The 18,727-nt window shown below is 47.3% G+C and carries 14 protein-coding genes; 5 read left to right on the top strand and 9 right to left on the bottom strand.

The annotated features are described in order from the left end of the window. Positions 1-223: 223 nt before the first annotated feature. From EYB58_RS00575 to pepF, 3 genes are read right to left on the bottom strand one after another with little or no spacing between them, the layout of a single operon-like run. Positions 224-1,054, bottom strand: a complete 831-nt coding sequence (locus EYB58_RS00575) for a DUF4405 domain-containing protein (RefSeq protein ID WP_111959473.1) — start codon at positions 1,052-1,054, stop codon at positions 224-226. Positions 1,055-1,112: 58 nt separating this feature from the next. Continuing rightward, entirely contained in the window at positions 1,113-1,880 is a 768-nt protein-coding gene (gene tsaA / locus EYB58_RS00570; protein WP_111959471.1) for a tRNA (N6-threonylcarbamoyladenosine(37)-N6)-methyltransferase TrmO, read from the bottom strand. Further along, positions 1,865-3,676 carry an oligoendopeptidase F gene (gene pepF, locus EYB58_RS00565; RefSeq protein WP_111959469.1) on the bottom strand — a complete coding sequence of 604 codons (1,812 nt, stop codon included), beginning with the start codon at positions 3,674-3,676 and terminating at the stop codon, positions 1,865-1,867. The genes tsaA and pepF overlap by 16 nt, the downstream gene beginning before the upstream one ends. A 410-nt stretch (positions 3,677-4,086) precedes the next feature. Between pepF and EYB58_RS00560 the strand changes: the two genes are divergently transcribed. Beyond that, a complete protein-coding gene (locus tag EYB58_RS00560) occupies positions 4,087-6,072 on the top strand; it encodes a methyl-accepting chemotaxis protein (RefSeq protein ID WP_163354540.1) in 1,986 nt (661 codons plus the stop codon). Between the two features lie 458 nt (positions 6,073-6,530). Here EYB58_RS00560 and EYB58_RS00555 read toward each other — a convergent pair whose 3' ends face one another. The 6 genes from EYB58_RS00555 to proB form a co-directional block, all read right to left on the bottom strand. Continuing rightward, positions 6,531-7,850: a type II toxin-antitoxin system HipA family toxin gene (locus EYB58_RS00555; protein WP_111959465.1), complete on the bottom strand. Its 1,320-nt coding sequence runs from the start codon at positions 7,848-7,850 to the stop codon at positions 6,531-6,533. Further along, complete coding sequence (locus EYB58_RS00550; protein WP_111959495.1) at positions 7,844-8,179, bottom strand: helix-turn-helix domain-containing protein; 336 nt, start codon at positions 8,177-8,179, stop codon at positions 7,844-7,846. Before EYB58_RS00550 ends, EYB58_RS00555 begins: the two co-directional genes overlap by 7 nt. 763 nt (positions 8,180-8,942) lie before the next feature. After that, the gene (locus tag EYB58_RS00545) at positions 8,943-9,449 is read right to left on the bottom strand and encodes a hypothetical protein (protein ID WP_131071977.1); all 507 of its coding nucleotides are present in this window, start codon (positions 9,447-9,449) and stop codon (positions 8,943-8,945) included. Between the two features lie 401 nt (positions 9,450-9,850). Then, positions 9,851-10,108, bottom strand: coding sequence for a transposase zinc-binding domain-containing protein (locus EYB58_RS00540; protein WP_111959461.1), 258 nt, complete (start codon positions 10,106-10,108; stop codon positions 9,851-9,853). A gap of 452 nt (positions 10,109-10,560) precedes the next feature. Then, a complete protein-coding gene (locus EYB58_RS00535; RefSeq protein ID WP_111959459.1) occupies positions 10,561-11,817 on the bottom strand; it encodes a glutamate-5-semialdehyde dehydrogenase in 1,257 nt (418 codons plus the stop codon). Positions 11,818-11,852: 35 nt separating this feature from the next. After that, the gene (gene proB / locus EYB58_RS00530) at positions 11,853-13,007 is read right to left on the bottom strand and encodes a glutamate 5-kinase (RefSeq protein WP_111959457.1); all 1,155 of its coding nucleotides are present in this window, start codon (positions 13,005-13,007) and stop codon (positions 11,853-11,855) included. Between the two features lie 214 nt (positions 13,008-13,221). On the opposite strand from proB, the gene EYB58_RS00525 reads away from it, so the two are divergent. From EYB58_RS00525 to EYB58_RS00510, 4 genes are all read left to right on the top strand, one after another. After that, positions 13,222-13,839: a LysE family translocator gene (locus EYB58_RS00525; protein WP_111959455.1), complete on the top strand. Its 618-nt coding sequence runs from the start codon at positions 13,222-13,224 to the stop codon at positions 13,837-13,839. 77 nt (positions 13,840-13,916) lie between these two features. Further along, a complete protein-coding gene (locus tag EYB58_RS00520; RefSeq protein WP_111959453.1) occupies positions 13,917-16,316 on the top strand; it encodes a penicillin acylase family protein in 2,400 nt (799 codons plus the stop codon). 32 nt (positions 16,317-16,348) lie between these two features. Beyond that, positions 16,349-16,726: a gas vesicle protein GvpG gene (locus tag EYB58_RS00515; protein WP_111959451.1), complete on the top strand. Its 378-nt coding sequence runs from the start codon at positions 16,349-16,351 to the stop codon at positions 16,724-16,726. Positions 16,727-16,740: 14 nt separating this feature from the next. Continuing rightward, on the top strand, positions 16,741-18,600 hold the full coding sequence (locus EYB58_RS00510; protein WP_207309112.1) for an SLC13 family permease: 1,860 nt from the start codon (positions 16,741-16,743) through the stop codon (positions 18,598-18,600). Positions 18,601-18,727: the final 127 nt, after the last annotated feature.

Raw genomic sequence — 18,727 nt, 5'->3', positions numbered from 1 at the left:
TTGTCAATGTAAAAAGTTAGTTGAATTAATAAGTATTTAAAAAAGCCAATAAGTTCTTATTCTCAAACTTTTTCTCCATTCGTTTCCAGTACTGCCTTCTGTTTCAAAATTCACTGTTAATTTAGTTAGATAGCTGGTTTGAGAAGATCCCTTAAAAAAACAAAAGGGGCAGAACCGAGTTTCCGGTTCTGCCCCTTCTATATTCAGGAATGATCGTATTATTTTATAATGATGTGACCACCTCGTGAATGACTTCAAACAGTGTCTGGGGTTCCATGCCTTTGGCTTGGGCTATTTCCTTGATGGTTTGATTCGGCTCGGCGTTAATCTGTCTGGCACCAAGACCGTTGATGATTTTTTCCGTATCCAGGTCGTACTGGGTACATAAATCCTTTAAACGCATTCTTCCAATGCCGGGAAAGGGTTGGTCAGGAAAAGTTTTGGTATCGACTGTTGTCTTGGGTGGCAACATGGCCACATATACATCTTTGGGGGTGCAGTTGTTTGCCCGGGCAATGTCAAGCAGGGTCCAGGATTCGTCATCAAATGCCATATCTGACTTTTGAAGCTGCTGTTTGATAACGTCAAGATCAAGATCCGTGCGTTTGGCAAACATCTTCAAAGAGGAGAGCTCCGCGTGCCCGTAAGGGGGTTCTCCGTATTTTCGGGTACCGGCATCCTTGAAAGATGCACTGAAATCAAGAATGGTGCTCATGGGCGGAATATGAAGCAGGGTCCCAAAAGTGAAAATCAGCGTGAGGGCAAGGGCCATATTAAAATCCGGGGTAAAAATTTTAAGCTCTTTTGCCTTGTTTTTCATATATGTAACTATGAGTTTCCAGTTGTAGTACAGGTGCAAAAGGCCTGAGACGAGAAACAAAACGCCAAGGTTGATATGAACATCGCCCCAAAGGGTTTTGGTTAATCCCATAAAGCGCCAGTCAGACCAGTAGGCAATCCGTCCATGGGGAACAACATAGAGGACAATGCTGGTCACGATCAGCAGCAGAAAAGATAAAAACATGGTCAACGAGGTGATTTTTCGTAGTTTCATAAAGTTTTTCTCCTGTTCGTGTTTCGATTATTTTTTTTGAGTCCCTTAGGGAGAGTCCTTAATCTGAGGCCGGGTCCAGGCAAAGCACCCGGATTTTATTTCCTGCTGCCTGCCATTTGAGATCAAAGTCAAACAGCCGAATTCCATATACACGCTCTTTATCCAGCCCATCAGCCCCGGTGTCTCCTTTTCTACTGGAAAACTGGGCATTGCTATAAGCGGGCCGGGGATCATTTTCCAGCACCTGGGTAATGATGGGCAGCAGATTGGGGATGGTTTTTTCCCTTTCCCGGATCTGGGTCGCGGCTGTGCTGGAAAAATTGACTTGGCACGTCTTATTGTCCGGTGCCGGTGCAAAACCGTCCCGGGCAGTGTCCAGTCGATCTGAATAGGGCAGATAGGGTTTGATATCCAGAACAGGTGTCTGATCCAGAAGATCCACGCCGGTCAGATGAAGGACCGGTCCTTTGGCCGTAGCTTCAATATCTTCAAGCCGGACACAGGACATACCAATGGGGTTGGGCCGGAAAGGGGAACGCGAGGCAAATACGCCCACCTTTTTATTTCCCCCAAGGCGGGGAGGGCGCACCATGGCAGACCATTTCCCATCCTTTTTCACGGCCCTGTGAAAAACGAAAATTATCCAGATATGGGAAAATTGTTCAAGACCTCTGACAGCCTCGGGCCTTGCAAATTCAGGAAAAAATTTCAGCATTCCCGGTGCCTTGTCCGCAAGGTTGGGCTGCCGGGGGATGCCGAATTTTTCCTTGAAACAGCTATGGATCACTCCAATGGGTTCTATGGTGGGTGCTAAATGGACTGCCACAGGGTTTCCAGTTCGCTGATTCGTGATTCAAAATGGGATGCCGCCGCTTGCACAGGGGAAATGGTTGCCATGTCCACACCCGCCACCCTGAGTTCATCAATGGGAAACATGGAGCCCCCAAGCTTGAGAAAGGCAAGGTAATCATTCACAGCAGGCTTGCCCTTGTCTGTTATCCGCTGGGCAATGGCAAGCGCTGCCGCTAGGCCCGTGGCATATTTATAAACATAAAAGGAAGAATAAAAATGGGGGATGCGCAGGCATTCCAGGGTAAGGGCTTCGTCAATGACCATTTTATCGCCGAAATATACGGATAAAAGATTTTTGTATACGGATGTGAAGGTGTCAATGGTCAGGGCCTGGTTTCCACCAGCCAACCCATGGATGATATGTTCAAATTCGGCAAACATGGTCTGGCGGAAAAATGTGCCCCGGATATTGTCGATTTCCCGGTTCAGTATGTAGGCTTTCATTCTGGGGTCATCCCTGTATTTTTCCAGAAGATGCCGGGCCAAAAGTGCCTCATTAAGGGTTGAGGCCACCTCTGCCACAAAAATCGTGTAGCCGTGGGTGGGGTAGGGCTGGGCTTTGTTGGCAAGAAAGGTGTGCATGGAATGCCCGGCCTCGTGAATCAGCGTGAAGAGGCTGTTAATGGAATTGGGATCATAGTTGAGCAAGATATAGGGGTTGGAATCGTAACATCCCGAAGAGTAGGCCCCGCTTCGCTTGCCTTTGTTTTCGTATCTGTCCACCCAGCCCTTGAGAAGGCCCTGCTCCAAGGTGCCACAATAGTCTTGGCCTAAGGGTGCAAGCGCCTCAATGCAGGTCGCAACCGCCTGTTCATAGTCCATGTGAAAGTCAATATCAGGAACAAGCTGCACATAGGTGTCGTACATGTGCAGTTCGTCAACGCCCAGGGCCTGTTTCCTGAAATCAAGGTATTGGTGAAGGGACGAAAAAGCTTTTTTAACATTGATAATCAGGTCGTCGTAGACATTTTCCGGAACATTGTCCGCAAACAGGGCAGCCTTTCGTGCCGAATCAAAATGCCTCGCCCTGGCCCAGAACAGATCTTTTTTTACTGAGGTGGCTAAAGTCGCGGCAATGGTGTGTCTGTGGTCATGGTAGGTCTGGTAATATTGATCAAAGACTGTTTTGCGAAAAGTTCTGTCTTTATGTCCTTGAAAAGTAATAAAGTTTCCATGGGTCAACGGAAGCACATCGCCTGCGGGATGCTTTATCGTATCAAAATTAAGATCTGCATTATCCAGCTGGGAGAAAATTCTTTGGGGCGCGCCCAGGCTTTCGCCGGCCATTGCCATCAGCTGTTCTATTTCGGCAGTCCTGGTATGGGGAATGTACCTGATCATTTGTTCCAGGTAAAACCGGTATGGTTTAAACGCTTCTTTATTAAGATACGCTGTCAGCTGGTCAGAGGGTATGGCCTGGATTTCAGGCGAAATAAAGCTTGAGGCCTCCCCGATGCGGGTGTAAAGATTGGAGGCACGTTGGAAAAGCCCCTCGTTGTCCGACTGGGTTTTATCTTCATCGTTTTTCAGGTGGGCAAATGTATATAGAAACGCCATTTCTCGCCCGACACTGTGGTCGAATTCAATGCAGGCTAAAAGCGCATCAGGCCCCTGGGCAAGGGTCCCTTTGAAATCGTCATAGGTGGGCAATTTCTTTTCCAGTGCCTGGGAACGCGCTTCCCACGCCTCGGTGGTTTGAAACATGGGTGACAGATCCCAGCAGTCACTTTGAAGGACCTCTTTTCTCAGGGTGTCCGGCTGATGAACCATAAAAAACTCCTTTGGCTGGTGAATAACTCAATTACAGGTATCTGGTAGGGCATTGCGCAGGTCTTGTCAAGCATGAACATTGTAATGTTGTAGTTTTATAATTAGCCAGTCCGTATTCTTTTGTTGCCCGGCCAGGTTTATTTGCCTAATAGATGACTCAGATATTTGATCCCGATAACTGTTTGTCTTTTAATTTTGGAAGATTGGGATAACGGGTGGGCTTCCAATAAGCTTTGATTCTGTTGTGTCAGTGATAATTCGCGGCGAAGAGGGTGACCAAAAATAGGAGACCAAAAATAGAAAAATAGGGGATAGACCGAAAGCGCCGGGATAAACCGGTATAGAGGAGGGGATGCGAGGAGGACAAGATAACAAGGTCTCCCATATCCATTATGAAAAGGAGAAAAATAATGCCTAAAAAGTTAAACATTAAGGCAAAGTTACTGTTTAGCGTGACGATTTTTGTTATTGCCCTAATGCTGGTATCCGGATATATCAGCGCCAAAATTTCATTTGCTATTATATATGATAGAATTGTGAACAGAGAAGCGCCTGCCAGCGTGAACTATATTGCTGAAACCTTTGAAAAGAAAATGGATAAATCTTTGAGTATCGCCCGGCTGATTGCAGACAATCCTCATATTATTCAGTGGATCAAGGATGGCGAAAAAAAAGAGGGCATGAACCAGGCCATATCCTTTTTTAAGGAAGTGAAGAAGAATGATATGGATTTTGTTTTTCTGGTATCGGCCAATTCCAAGAACTACTATACCAGTGATGGGCTCTTTAAGACTGTGAGCGCAGATAACCCTAGGGACAGCTGGTTTTTCGACACCTTGAAAAGCAAGACAAAGCTTGCCATCAATATTGATACTGCAGAAAAAGCCAAAACCCTCATGGCCTTTATCAATTTGCTTGTCGGGCCTGTTGACAATCCAATTGGTGTGGCAGGCGCCGGCATCAACCTCACAGCCCTTTCCGAACAATTGAGCACAACCAAGCTAAGCGAAAACAGTACTGCCTTTCTTATTTCCCAGGACGGAAGTATTCAGGCCCATCCGTCCGAAAACTATGTTTTCACCATAAAAAATATCAAGAACATACCTGATCAAGGGTTTCAAAAAGAGATCGTCCAGGCCCTCCTGACCGAGGAAAAGGGAACCAAAGAATATATTGACGAGAAGGGCATTGAAAAACTGGTGGTCTTTAAAATAATTCCCGCCTCCAATTGGAAAATTGTATTTGAGATTCCCAAAAAGGAGCTGGGCAAGGGGCTGGGGAAAATCCAAACCGTTAATACCCTCATGACCCTGATCTGTATTGTGGTTTTGGTGTTGGTTTTGTCCTTTTTCATTAACAAGATATTGAAACCGGTAAAAGAAACGGTTGCTACTTTGGAAGACATTTCCCAGGGAGAAGGGGATCTTACCAAGCGGATTGAGGTGACCACCAGTGATGAAATAGGCATCCTTGCAACGGCTTTTAATACCTTCCTGGATAAGCTGAGCAGCATTATCGCCAATGCGACCAGCTATAGCGCCAAGGTGGATGAATCCTCCGGCACAATGCTGGATATCACCAAGGCCGTGTCAGTAGAAACCACATCAGCATCTTCAAGAATTCAGACTATTGCAGCTTCGGCAGAAGAGGTTAATCTTGGCATGGAATCGGTGGCATCGGCCATTGAAGAGTCCAATGCCAATATCTCCATGATTGCCAGCGCTGTTGAACAAATGAGTGCGACGATCAATGAGATCAGTCAGAAATCAGCCTCCGCCAGGACAATCTCGGAAAAGGCTGTGTCCGTGTCACAGGAAACCTCATCGCAGATTAAGGAACTGGGGGGGGCGGCTAATGAAATAGGCAAGGTGACAGATACCATAACCGATATCTCCGAGCAGACAAATCTATTGGCCCTTAACGCCACCATAGAAGCTGCCAGGGCTGGAGATGCGGGAAAGGGTTTTGCAGTGGTCGCAAGCGAGATCAAGGAACTTGCAAAGCAGACCACCATCGCAGCCCAGGAAATTAATACCAGGATTTCAGGGATTCAAAGCGCCACAAACACTTCTGTTCTCAATATTAAGGAAGTGGAATCGATCATAACCGATTGCAATGATTTGATTGGATCCATTGCCGCTGCCATTGAGGAGCAGACGGCCACCACCCAGGAAATATCAAGCAATATTTCACAGCTTTCCAATGGGATAGCGGAGGTCAGCGCAAATGTGAGCGGCAGCGCCCTGGCCGTCAACAGCATTGCAAAGGAGATTGATGCGACTAATCAGTCTGTGTCCGGTCTTGCCAACAGCGGATCCCAGATGACTGTCAATGCAGAAAAGATGGCGGATCTTGCAAATAAGCTTAAACAGCTTATGAATCTTTTTAAAATTTAGCATGGGCGAATTTAAGGACTGCAGATTAAATAACTTGAACGAAATAGTTTCCCTATTGGCGCATCTACTTCGTTGTATCAAAGGCCCAATAGGCCTGCTATCCAACCTTTAATACGCCTTGTAGATGAACCAAAATTCGGCGTTATTTCTGCCCAACTTATTTAATCCGCGGTCCTAAGCAACGGTTATCTATTTTTTCGATCTACCAATGACCCAGGGCTATTAGCATCCCGGGAATCACATCTCCCGCCCCCCGGGTCAATGCGGTTTCATCAAAACAACAATTTTTTCTTTGACACGAAATTATTGGCAATGACTGTATAGCTGCGCTTGGAATGTCATTAAAAAATAGCGCCAATTTAGAACATGAACATCTGTGGTTTATCCGTCAGCATGTTCGTTGTTGGCAATTGGTATGATGTCTCGCCATTTGGATTTAAATTTTTAAGATGGCATCACTAAATTTTCAGTCGCAAATTACTACTTATGAGATTGATTAATGATTTTGGAACACTATGCTCGATAGCCAGGTCATTCCATCGTGAAACATGCTCTGTGATTTCCTCAATGATATGATCAATTTTTCGGTTGGTAAATATGGGGCTTATTTTTTTTAAGCTGTAAAAATCTTCACGGGTAAAGTTGTCTCTTTTTCCATTGAGTTTCATCCAATGGCTGCTGATCCAAGGGCTTCCCGGCTTGTAGCTATATGCTATATCATAAGCAGGAGCCAGTTGCCATTTATCTTGGCTGTCAAGCATATATCCAAAATTTTTAGAATGGTCATCATGATTACGTGCAATAATATTAAACACCATTCGTTTAAATATTTGTATTGCATCATCTGGAGCCAACTTTAGCTCCCTTGCAAGTGAAAACAACTCTTCATATGAGTATGAACCAACCTTCTTGTAATCTACATGTGCAATTCCATTTAAGGTTTGTACATGTATCTTCTGATTGCCTTTCCGGTCAAATCGTTGAGTAATGAAATGGCGTCTATTCCCTTCATTAAGCAGCCGGCATGGCATCATGTTTATGCCGCAGGCTTTGGCCATGAGGTGATAAACATACTCCATTGTGCCATACCCCAGTGGATCACCAAATGTTTCTTTGTCTTTGTTGGTTTCACTGACACCATCAAACTTCATCACGAAATGCGTAAATCCTTCAGGTGCAGTGGTTTGCCCTGACCTGACCTGGGTAAAGTCATTATCAAATGCAAGAACTGCTTTAGCCCTGGCACCGCCAGCACTCATACCCACAGATAATAGCGCCATCATCGCCTTTTTATCTTCCTTGTCTTGTGATCCAAGTGTGACCTGGAATTTTTCCCGTTTATCCAAAATTTCTTGAGCAATAAAAACTAATGACTGAATTTCAATTTGCTGTGATCTATTCAGATTTTTTCGTTGGATTGCCGGAGAATAGGTTAATGCCCCCATGCCACGCTTTCCAGTGTATTGAAGACGCTGCAATGGAGTGATGTCTGTTGGTGATTTCCCTTGTCTTGCTATCCAGGCATTCATCACGGCATTACCAAAATCATCAGGTAAAGAATCGGCAATCATTCCAGGCAAGCCTTTGAAGGTTTCGTTACTGTTTTCCGGAAATGAAAATATTTTTTTAGATAAAGGCATTTTTATAGGTGAAAGTTCAATACCGGACTTAATAAAACGAGACTCAAATTCAAATGCGCCAACACCTGTTTCAGTATTGAAACTGACAGCACCAACATTCTGTTCGTTATATTTCACTTTAATGACTTCGATTACCATAATGATTTATCTTCTCTGATTTGGCGTTTTTTCTTTTGAGTTTTCGAAGCGCGTTGTCGTTTTTTTCCCTTCAGTTTAGCCAATTGTACAGGGGAAATTTCCTGCATGGGTATAAACATGTTGATTTGCTCTACCATTCCAAGGCTTACCAATATTGCAACCAGATTTTTAAGTTGAACATTACCTTTCTCGGCATTAAGAATCGTCCTCCTATTCAAACCCGTTCTTGCTGCTACTTCTGCCTGGGTTAAATCGGCGTTCAGTCTCGCTTGTTTTAATCGCTCTCCTAATTGTTCAGCGATTGCGATGGGGGATAAATTTTCAAACATAATAAAGTTACCAATTGTCCACATTAGATGATTTTGTCTTATTAAAGTACCAATTCAGTAACACTATAGCTCGCGATAATTTGTATGTCAATTTGTTTTATAAGATGCAAAAATAGTAACATTGGGATTTTTTTTCAATATTAAGGGTAAAATAATGCACTTTGACTTTATGCGCTATTCAAGCAATCACGGATGTTATCATTTTAGACTTTGAACATGATAAGTTCATCAATCAATTTACCAGGAAGTAATTCGTAAAATGGGCCTTGGAGGAGTCGAATCTCCCTCGCATTAAATTTATGCTGGTTATAACGGATTTGAGGGTCAAAACATAACCTATTGGAATCATACACTGAGCAACCGACTTTTCAGAAGGGTGCAATACGTTAAAATGGATAATAAACCCTGTTTTGAATACGAATAGGCTATAATTTTCAAGGCTTTTGCCACATCCAAACCATAGCCTCCCCCCCCAAATCAGTTCGTTATAATCAGGAACATTCAACCACTATGGACTAAAATCGCTGATTTAAGGTGTCGCTGCGCGAATCATTTTTATACGGCTACGAGAACCAAGAACCGAAAGCCGTAGCTTGATTCCTTAATGCCTATAAAAATAATGTACTGTTTGATGAGGGAGCACTGAGGGTGCAAGGTCTTTGGAACACGTAGTAGCCGCGTGCGGCAAGGCGTCTCGAATATATAAAGGGCTAAAGAAACCGGCTAAATCAGTGCTCTACTCTACGCCGAATTTCATTCGAATTTACGATCCATTTTTTAAGAAATAGAGTAGCAGCTTTTCCCCATCTTCTGGTAGGGCTGAAATCCAGTATCCCAATTGTTCCTGGCAAAAAATATAGTGTACTTGTCCCATCCCAAGAAACTTATACACTTTGATTTTGTTACTGATAAAGGTTTCTGGGTCATGGAATGGTGAACGAGGATTGCTCACCATTTTTTCTGCCATGACCTCAGCCTGATCTCTGGTCAAATCCGCGGTTTTGCTGCGTGATATCCAGATCATGGCGGGGCGTTTTCCAGGTAGCTGGTAGGTGCCGATGGCCCCAGCTTCTACGATAATATCTTTGCCATGCAAGCTGTTGATTTGTTCCAGGGCTTCGGTGCCGGTGACCAGCTGAATCTGCTGCCATTCGCCGATACTTTTCGGTAATAATGAACCGAGGTTCTGTTGTTTTTTAGCTTGCTGGCTGCAGGCACATAGCAAGGCGAACAGCAGGAGTGATAAGCCAATTGTGATTGTTCGTTTCATAATAAAAAAATCTCCATTTTTTTTCGTTTTAAGTAAATTCTTTTTTTGTGACATCAATGAGTGCTATATCAAACATGAGCTGGGATCAAATATCGGTTCTCTCTATGCGTGAAAGGCCGTCTTGTGCTTAGATTGATGTTTTTTGGGGGGGAGCAAAAACATAGTAATTCGGAGGACACTTTACATAACCCTCAATAGTTAAGTAAGGTGTCCCCCGAATTACCAGTAGGTTGCTGTGGCCCGACCCCACCCCACCATTTTAGAATTTATGAAATAGTCTCTTTAGAAGGTCCATTCTGGTATCAAAATGAGACAGCTAAGAGCTATTTTTCGTAGTTTTGTGAGTTTTTTATACATATTAACAGTTACTTACATCATATTGCTTGGTCCGACCCTAATTCTTATTTGCAGCCGGGGCAGTGACGGTTCCGGCAGGAGTTATATCCTTTTTTAAGATGGCCGCATGTGTCGCAGATCTCCCAGTGGGTGCCGAACTCTCCGCGCCGACAGTGCTCGATATCGTACATCACCTTGTGCTGCCGGGGATGCAGCCTGTTTGAGGATCTGAAGGCAGGGCCGTATTCCCTGAAGATATCACCTACGGTCGGGCCGGTTGCCGATTTATCAGGAAGCGGGGTATGACTGCAGAGTGTCTTCATCGGTTATCGAAGCCCCCCGTTCTCCGGGAAAGTCTGCACCATAGATTGGGAAATCCTTATTTTATAGGCGTTTCGGGTTCTACGAGCAGTATAAAACTGGCACATTCACCGTCCAGGTTTAATGTAACAAGTTGATTACCGGTTGTCCGTATATTTTTAATATTTTTAATATCTAACCGCATATCATTCACGGAATTAATGATATTTGAATATATTGTTGGAATTCGATCCTAATATTTAAGATTTGGTATAAAGACGCAAGTTGAAAGTAAAGTAATTTCAAAAGATTAAAATCGCTCGCAATGCCATTGAACAGGGAAGACTTAAGATCAGCCCGGACAATTTGATCGGATTACCCTGGCCTGATCTTAAGTTTTATAAGTGGCACTCAAGTTTTTGTTTCCAGTTTTTTGCCATCAACGCTTAAGTTAACAACATTGAAGCGGTGCTGATCAGGACCGAATCTGTCCATTTCCCCAGGCCACAAATTTAGTGGTGGTCAGCTCTTTTATGCCCATGGGACCGTAAGCATGCAGCTTTGAGGTGGATATGCCGATCTCAGCGCCCAGGCCCAACTCTCCCCCGTCATTGAACCGGGTGGATGCATTGACAATGACAAGGGAGGCGTCCACTTCCCGGATAAAGCGCCGGGACCGGTTCAGGTCCGTTGTGATGATCGCTTCGGTGTGGTTGGAGCCGTAGGCCGCGATATGGGCCATGGCATCATCCATATCCTTAACCACTTTAACTGCCAGAATCAGATCCAGGTATTCCATGGGCCAGTCCGCTTCGGTGGCGGGGACTGCATCGGGAAGTATCTCGCAGGTTTTTGGGCACCCCTTAAGGGTGACACCGGCATCGGCCAGTGCCTTGTGGGCCATGGGCAGAAATTGTTGCGCCACACCTTCATGGACCAGCAGGGTTTCCAGGGCATTACATACCCCGGGCCGCTGGGCCTTTGCATTAACTACGATGCTGATGCCCATGTCCAGGTCTGACAGATCATCCACATAGGCGTGGCACACCCCTTTGTAATGTTTGAGTACAGGGATGCTGGAGGCTGCCACCACATGGCGGATCAGGCCTTCGCCGCCCCGGGGGATGATCAGGTCGATATATTCCTCCTGTTTGAGCATGATATCCACAGCAGCCCGGTCTGACGTGGGGATCACCTGGACGGCACCGGCCGGCAGACCTTCTGTGGAAATACCCTGTTCAATGGCCCGGGCCAGGGCCTGGTTGGAGTAAATGGCTTCGGAACCGCCCCGCAGGATCACGGCATTGCCCGCCTTGAGACACAAGCCTGCCGCATCCACAGTGACATTGGGTCTTGATTCGTAGATAATGCCGATAACCCCCAACGGAATGCACATTTTGGCCATTTCAATACCGTTGGGACGGATGGAGGAGTCCGATAAGGTGCCCACGGGATCTTCTAGGCCTGCCACATATTCCAGACCCTCAACCATCCCGTTCAATACCTTATCCGTAATGGTCAGCCGGTCGATCATGGCATCGGACAATCCGTTTTCCCGGGCCGCTGCCACATCCTTTGCATTTTCCGCCTGGATGACGTCTTTATCCTTTTCCAACTGCCGGGCAATGGCAAAAAGCGCCCTGTTTTTTTGTTCCGTCGGCAGGGCCGCCATAATTCGGGCTGCTGCCCTGGCCTGTTTGGCAATTTCAATGATTTGATTTTCTAAAGACATAGAATGGTTCTCCTTTATATTTATCCCGAAAATAATTATAACCTAGCATCATCCGGGTAAGCGGTGATCATCAGATTATCCCTGTGAATCACCTCGTCATAGGATCTGAACCCTAAACGTTTCTTAATCTGGCTGGTCTTGCAGCCCATGATTTTTAAAATATCCGAGGCATTGTAATTGACCAGGCCCATGCCCAGGACCACTTTGTCCTCTGTGATGAATTCCACGGGATCGCCTACCTCAAAATAGTTTTCCACCCGGGTAATGCCTGACGGCAAAAGGCTTTTTCCCTTTTCCACCACGGCTTTCTGGGCACCTTTGTCTATGGTAAGCCTCCCCTTGGCCTGCAGGGTCAGGCCGATCCAGTTTTTTCTGGATGAGGCCTTTTGTTCATTGGGGACAAAATAGGTGCCGGTATAATTGTTGTCCATTATTTTGACCAGGATATTCTGTTCCAGGCCGCAGGCAATGATCATGGGAATGCCTGCCGACGTCAGCTTTTTGGCCGCGCTTATTTTGGTGCCCATGCCCCCTGTGCCCAAAGGCCCGGCTATCTCTCCGGCCATGGCCTCGATATCGCTGCCCATGGCTGTCACCTCTCTGAGAAGCTGCGCATCGTCATGCCTCCGGGGATCTTTATTGTACAGACCGCCGATATCGGTGAGATTTATCATCAGATCAGCGTCGAGCAACATGGTGATCATGGCGCCCAAGTTGTCATTATCCCCGAATTGCAGGGATTTCACAGCCACGGTGTCATTTTCATTGATAATGGGCAGCACCTTCCATTCCAGAAGTGTGTTCAGGGTATTTCTGGCATTCAGATACCGGCCCCGGTCACACAGGTCGCCCCGGGTTAGAAGAATCTGGGCCACTTTTCGGCCGCAGTGTTCCATGGCTTTTTCCCATTCATGGATCAGATCCGCCTGGCCAATGGCGGAAACCGCTTGACGTTTAGGGGTTTCCGAAGGCCTTTTTTTTAGACCGATTTTTTTAACGCCCGCAGCCATGGCTCCGGAAGAGACAAGAATCACTTCCATACCCCGGTCATGGAGTGCGCAGATCTGACTTGAGATGCTGTTGATGACATCAAGATTGAGGCTGTTTTTCCGGGTCAGCACCCCTGAGCCCACTTTGACCACGATGCGTCTGAATCTGGACAGGGGTAAAATTTGCTGTTCGGTGTTCATAATATATTCCAGGTTTTTAAAAAAGCGGCAACAGGCCGCGTACTAATCATCTCTATGGAAACCACCAAATAATGCGCCAAAAATTAAACCATAGTGCAGATGATTGCAAGGCATGATTTTTAGGGCCCCACTGTCTTTGTGATGGAAAAGGTGAAATATAGCTGGTACATTGATTGCCTGAAAATTTTTGGACAAACAAAAATGAGGTCGGCAAGTGGAAAAATATTTGTTCATGGGAATGGTTTTAGGCTTGTCTGCCGGTTTGTCACCAGGCCCTTTACTGGCCCTTGTCATCAGTGAAACCATTCGCTTGGGGTTCAGCGCGGGTATCCGTGTTGCCATGGCACCGCTAATTTCTGATTTGCCTGTGTTAATTGTCTCCTTTCTTTTGGTTTTCTACCTGTCCGGGTCCGACCCGGTGCTGGGGATCATTTCCCTTGCTGGGGCTGTGATTGTTTTGAAAATGGGCATCTCGAGTATCCGAACTGCCGGGCAGATGCCCAAATCCCCGGACCGGGCGTCAGCGTCCCTTATGAAAGGGGTGCTGGTAAATATTTTAAGCCCCCACCCCTACCTGTTCTGGATTACCGTTGGTGCACCCCTGGCGTCCAAGGCCTGGCAGATCCATCCCGGGGGTGCCATTGGATTTGTGGCCGGCTTCTACTTGCTGCTTGTGGGTTCCAAACTCGCCCTGGCCTTTGTGGTGGCCCGGACCCGCAGTTTTTTAACCGGTGCCGCCTATGTTTGGACCATGCGTGGGCTGGGATTTCTTTTGTGTTGTTTTGCCTGGGGGCTTGCCCGGGAGGGAGCAGGGCTTCTGGGCTGGCTATAAGCATTTTCGCCTTTGTTGACATGGCCGGTGCCAAGGGCATATGATGGGGTAATCTACCGATTATTCAAGGAGTTGCCATGAAATGGATTCGACGTGTCAGTGTGATCATCGCTTTACTGATAGCCTGCTGTGTGACTCTTTTTTTCTTTCTGCCGCAGTTGAATGATTATCAGGATAACGGACAATTGAATCTTGCCGGCTTAGGCCATCCTGTGACCGTAACCCGGGACGATTCGGGCATTGCCTATATTCATGCTGAAAATATTGGGGACCTGTTTTTTGCCCAGGGATTTGTCACGGCCCAGGACCGGCTGTTCCAGATGCAGATGACCCGGATGTATTATGAAGGACGGATGTGCGAACTGGCAGGGGCACAGGCCAAAGATCTGGATGTCCGCATGCGCACCATCGGAATGTCACGCATGGCGAAAAAACAGGCCCGGATATTGAACCCTGCCTTGCGAAAACAGTTCCAGCATTATGTGGACGGCATAAATACCTTCATAAAAAAGTGCCCGGCTGACCTTGCTCTGGAATTTCGTCTGGCCGGAATAAAACCGGATTTCTGGCAGGTGGAAGACTGCCTTGGTGTACTGTTTTATATGGGATATTCCACGGCAGCCAACCTGACCACGGAGATTATTTCCCAGATGCTGCTGGATACCCTGGGATATGAAAAAACGGCCATGCTTCTGCCTTTGAATATCAATGTGGATGATCCTGATGACAAAGGCTTTATTGCCATGCCGCCCAGGGAGAATATTGGGTTGTCCCTGGCATTTGACCCCGGGCTTTTGGCCTATGCCGGGGACAGGCTGTTGCGGGTGGGCAGTAATAACTGGGCCGTGGCGCCTGAAAAATCCGTCACCGGGGCTGCGGTGCTGTCTGGTGATCCCCACCTGGATCCAAGAATGTTGCCCGGGGTCTGGTATCCGGCAGGACTGATCTGCCCCGGTATCCGGGCCCTTGGTGTTCAAATCCCCGGCATTCCGGGTATGGGCGTGGGGCGCACTGAACACATTGCTTTGTCCGCCACCAACAATTATGGTGACATGGTGGACCTTTATATTGAAACCGTGGATCCGGGAAATCCGGATCATTATATGGAAGGGGACAATTCCATTGCCTTCGGGCATATTAAAGAGCGGTTGAAAATTAAAGATAAGAAGGCGCCCGGCGGCTTTCGCACAGAAGACCTGGATATCCGGACCACCCGCAGGGGACCGGTGATGTCTAAGGTTCTCAAGGGCCTGGACGGCAATAAGGTGTTTACGCTCAGATTTGCGCCAGTGGAGTCCATGATGCCTGATATCGGATTGTTGGATATACTTACGGCAAAAAATGCCGAAGATCTTTCCCGGGCCATGCAGGACCTGGCCGTAGCCTGTTTTAACTGGGTGTTCGCCGACGCTTCCGGAAATATCGGCCACCAGGCATCCGGCCGGATTCCCGTGCGCAGGAGCGGCGGCACTTTCCCCCATGTGGTCAAAGACAGTACAGACAACTGGCAGGGCTGGATTGCCCAGGATCAGATGCCTGGGCAGATCAACCCGGTAAAAAAGTGGGTTGGCACCTGCAACAATAAAACGGTGGACGCCGACTTTCCCTATTATTACTCATCCTTTTTTGCACCGTCATTTCGTTATGCAAGGCTAAAGGAACTCATGGCCGGCACTGCCAAGCAGACGTCTTTGGATTTGTGGCAATATCAGAGGGATACAGGCAATGTAATGGCCCGGTGCATTGCGCCAATTATGTCACAGATTCTTCTGGCAAACGGGGATACAAATGATTTAGGACAGATTCTGGCGGATTGGGATTTTAAAGATGATCCTGAAAAACCAGGGCCTTTGGTGTTTCAAACCATATATCGGTATTTTGCTTTGGCTGTGTTTGAAGACGACCTGGGCCCCAAAAAGGTTTGGACGCTATTGAATGCCTGGTATTACTGGCAGGAGCGCCTCCTGCAGTTTGTGCTGGCCGGTGATAGTCTTTTTTTCGATGATGTACGCACTGCCGGTCAAACAGAAACCATGGCCGATCTTTTTGTCCAGGCTGCCCATGCCGCCCGAAGAGAGTTGTCCCATGCCCTTGGCGATGACCCTGTCCAATGGCGCTGGGGGGATCTGCATACCCTTGAGTTGGTTAATCCCCTTGTTCGTAACGGGTCACTAAAGACCTTGTTTGGCACAGGGCCCATGCCCATGGGCGGATCCGGTGAAACGCTGTATCGGGGATGGTATGATTTTGACGCCCCCTATGCCGTGACCCATTGTGCATCCCTGCGCTTTGTGGCGGATATGGGGGATGATGAAAAGCTTATGGCGGTGTTGCCGGGCGGGGCGGCAGGCCGTACCTTTCATCCCCACCAGAAAGACCTGGTTGAAGATTTTATGGATGGTTCTGTCCAGTACTGGTGGTTTTCAGATGCCGCCATTAAGGCCCATGCACAAAAGACCCTGACGTTGGTACCGTAATGTCATTAACTTAATAAGTAGGAGATCATTTCATGGCTCGTCTTTCAGCAGAACAAATCAAAGAAGTAGTCTTAAAATTCATCCCTCTTTCGATTCAAAATAATATTTTTATAAAATCGTTATTAGCTGGTGCAACTGCCGTTGGTGTTTTGCTCAGTATACCCGCATTCGCACCTGCTGGTGTTATTGGAGCTACAGGTTGGATTGTTGTTTATGCTGTTACAGGTGGAACCTTTTCTTATGAAGCTATTTCAAAAGCATGGAAGGCATGGAAAAATTTTTCAGATGAAGAAAGAGAAATTGCAGATGAAAAACTTAAAAGGATGAAAAAAGCACTTGATGATGGTGATATTAGTGAAGAAGAATATAAAAAACGCGCAAAAGAACTTTTAGAAAAAATAATAAAATAGCAAATGATTATAACATGGAGTTACACGATATGATCCTTCCTCCGCCGCCCAATGCCCATGCCGTGGCCGTGCTAATCCTTGCCGTCGTAGCACTGATTCTGTTCACCCGTGAAAAGATACCCCTTGAGTCTTCCAGTTTCCTGGTGCTCATCGGTCTGGTTGTTGGGTTCGAACTCTTTCCGTTCCAGGTGGACGGGGGCGTTTTACACGCCGTGGACTTTTTCCAGGGTTTTGGACACGAGGCGCTGGTTGCCGTCTGCGCCTTGATGATCGCCGGACAGGGAATTGTCCGCACGGGGGCGCTGGAACCTGTGGGAAGGGTGATGGCACGGCTCTGGAAGGTGAGCCCGAGTCTTTCCCTGCTGTTGACCCTTGTGGTTGGGGCATTTATCAGCGCGTTCATAAACAATGTCCCCGTTGTCGTATTGTTTCTTCCTATTTTGATCAACGTTTCCCTGCGTACGGGTATGAAGGCTTCTTCCGTGTTGATGCCCATGGGATTCGCAACTCTGCTGGGGGGCACGTGCACCACCATCGGAACCTCCACGAATCTGCTGGTAGTCTCCGTGGCCTCAGACATGGGCTTAAAGCGGATGGATATGTTTGATTTCATGGTGCCGGCGGCCATTGCCGGAAGCGTCGGCATCGTTTATCTCTGGCTCGTTGCGCCTCGGATTATACCGGAGCGTAAACCCACCCTGGCAGACACCTCCCTCAGGGTTTTCTCCGCCCATCTTGCCGTTATAGAAGGAACCCCGATTGAAGGAATGACACTGGCCGACGCCAGAAAAAAAGTCGATGGGTCCATGAAAGTCCTGAGCGTAGAACGCGGGCTTAACAACTTCCTGATACCTTTTCCCACCCTGGTACTGAAAGCTGGCGACCACCTGATTATCCGTGACACGCCCGATCGTCTGAAGGAATTTGAAAAGGTATTGGAGGGAACACTCTATGCGGATGACGCCATGGTCGCACCTGTTGACGATGAACACCCGTTAGAGGATGAAAATCAGCAGATCGCGGAGGTTGTTCTTGTTGAAGGGTCCCGATTTGCGGGAAGAACTCTTAACGGAATCCGATTCGCAGATCGGTACGGGATGATTGCGCTGGCCATACACAGGGCGAGCAGGCACCCCGAAAAGTTATACGATAAAATTGGGGATATCCGTCTGAAGGGCGGGGATATCCTCTTGGTTCAGGGCCCCCGGGAACAGATCGCCGGTCTCAAAAAAGAAAAGGATTTTCTCGTGCTCGATGCCACGACGGATCTGCCTTTTGAACGGAAGGCACCGGTGGCCCTGCTCATTATGCTGGGCATTGTTGTTTCGGCCGCCGTAGGGTTTCTGCCCATCGCCATCAGCGCACCGCTCGGAGCGCTGATGATGATCTTCACCGGATGCCTGGAATGGCGAGATGCCACGAATGCACTGAATGCGCAGGTCATCCTTATCGTGGCCGCAAGTCTTGCCATCGGAGTTGCGCTGCTCAAGACCGGCGGTGCGGATTACCTGGCACAAATTTTTGTGACTCTGGCAGGGGACACTTCGCCGACTTTCGTGATCAGCGGGTTGATGCTTTTGATAGGCATTCTTACCAACATCGTTTCCAACAACGCAGCAGCGGTCATTGGCACCCCCATCGCCGTTTCCATTGCTACCCAAATGGGGCAACCACCCGAACCGTTTGTCCTTGCGGTACTGTTTGGTGCAAATATGAGCTATGCCACCCCCATGGCCTACAAGACCAATCTGCTCGTCATGAACGCAGGAAAATACCACTTCAATGACTTTCTTCGGATTGGAGTGCCACTGGTCCTGATAATGTGGATCACGCTTTCCTGGTTGCTTCCGATCATCTACGGTATAGGGCCTTAGGACCGCAGATTAAATAAGTTGGGCAGAAATAACTGTGACTTATTGGCTATTCTATACAAAGAATTCTCAATAGCGATATCATTGGTGCCATGAAGCGCAGATCTGTATCCGAAGATTTCAGAACTAA

The organism is Desulfobacter hydrogenophilus, assembly GCF_004319545.1.
GTDB classification, from domain to species: Bacteria; Desulfobacterota; Desulfobacteria; order Desulfobacterales; family Desulfobacteraceae; genus Desulfobacter; species Desulfobacter hydrogenophilus.
Note: the sequence above shows the minus strand (reverse complement) of the source record. Positions and strands in the feature narration are given on the sequence as shown.

Coding starts and splice junctions, on each gene's coding strand:
- EYB58_RS00575 (WP_111959473.1), bottom strand. CDS start 1,054: ATGAAACTACGAAAAATCACCTCGTTGACCATGTTTTTATCTTTTCTG.
- pepF (WP_111959469.1), bottom strand. CDS start 3,676: ATGGTTCATCAGCCGGACACCCTGAGAAAAGAGGTCCTTCAAAGTGAC.
- EYB58_RS00560 (WP_163354540.1), top strand. CDS start 4,087: ATGCCTAAAAAGTTAAACATTAAGGCAAAGTTACTGTTTAGCGTGACG.
- EYB58_RS00555 (WP_111959465.1), bottom strand. CDS start 7,850: ATGGTAATCGAAGTCATTAAAGTGAAATATAACGAACAGAATGTTGGT.
- EYB58_RS00550 (WP_111959495.1), bottom strand. CDS start 8,179: ATGTTTGAAAATTTATCCCCCATCGCAATCGCTGAACAATTAGGAGAG.
- EYB58_RS00545 (WP_131071977.1), bottom strand. CDS start 9,449: ATGAAACGAACAATCACAATTGGCTTATCACTCCTGCTGTTCGCCTTG.
- EYB58_RS00540 (WP_111959461.1), bottom strand. CDS start 10,108: ATGAAGACACTCTGCAGTCATACCCCGCTTCCTGATAAATCGGCAACC.
- EYB58_RS00535 (WP_111959459.1), bottom strand. CDS start 11,817: ATGTCTTTAGAAAATCAAATCATTGAAATTGCCAAACAGGCCAGGGCA.
- proB (WP_111959457.1), bottom strand. CDS start 13,007: ATGAACACCGAACAGCAAATTTTACCCCTGTCCAGATTCAGACGCATC.
- EYB58_RS00520 (WP_111959453.1), top strand. CDS start 13,917: ATGAAATGGATTCGACGTGTCAGTGTGATCATCGCTTTACTGATAGCC.
- EYB58_RS00515 (WP_111959451.1), top strand. CDS start 16,349: ATGGCTCGTCTTTCAGCAGAACAAATCAAAGAAGTAGTCTTAAAATTC.
- EYB58_RS00510 (WP_207309112.1), top strand. CDS start 16,741: ATGGAGTTACACGATATGATCCTTCCTCCGCCGCCCAATGCCCATGCC.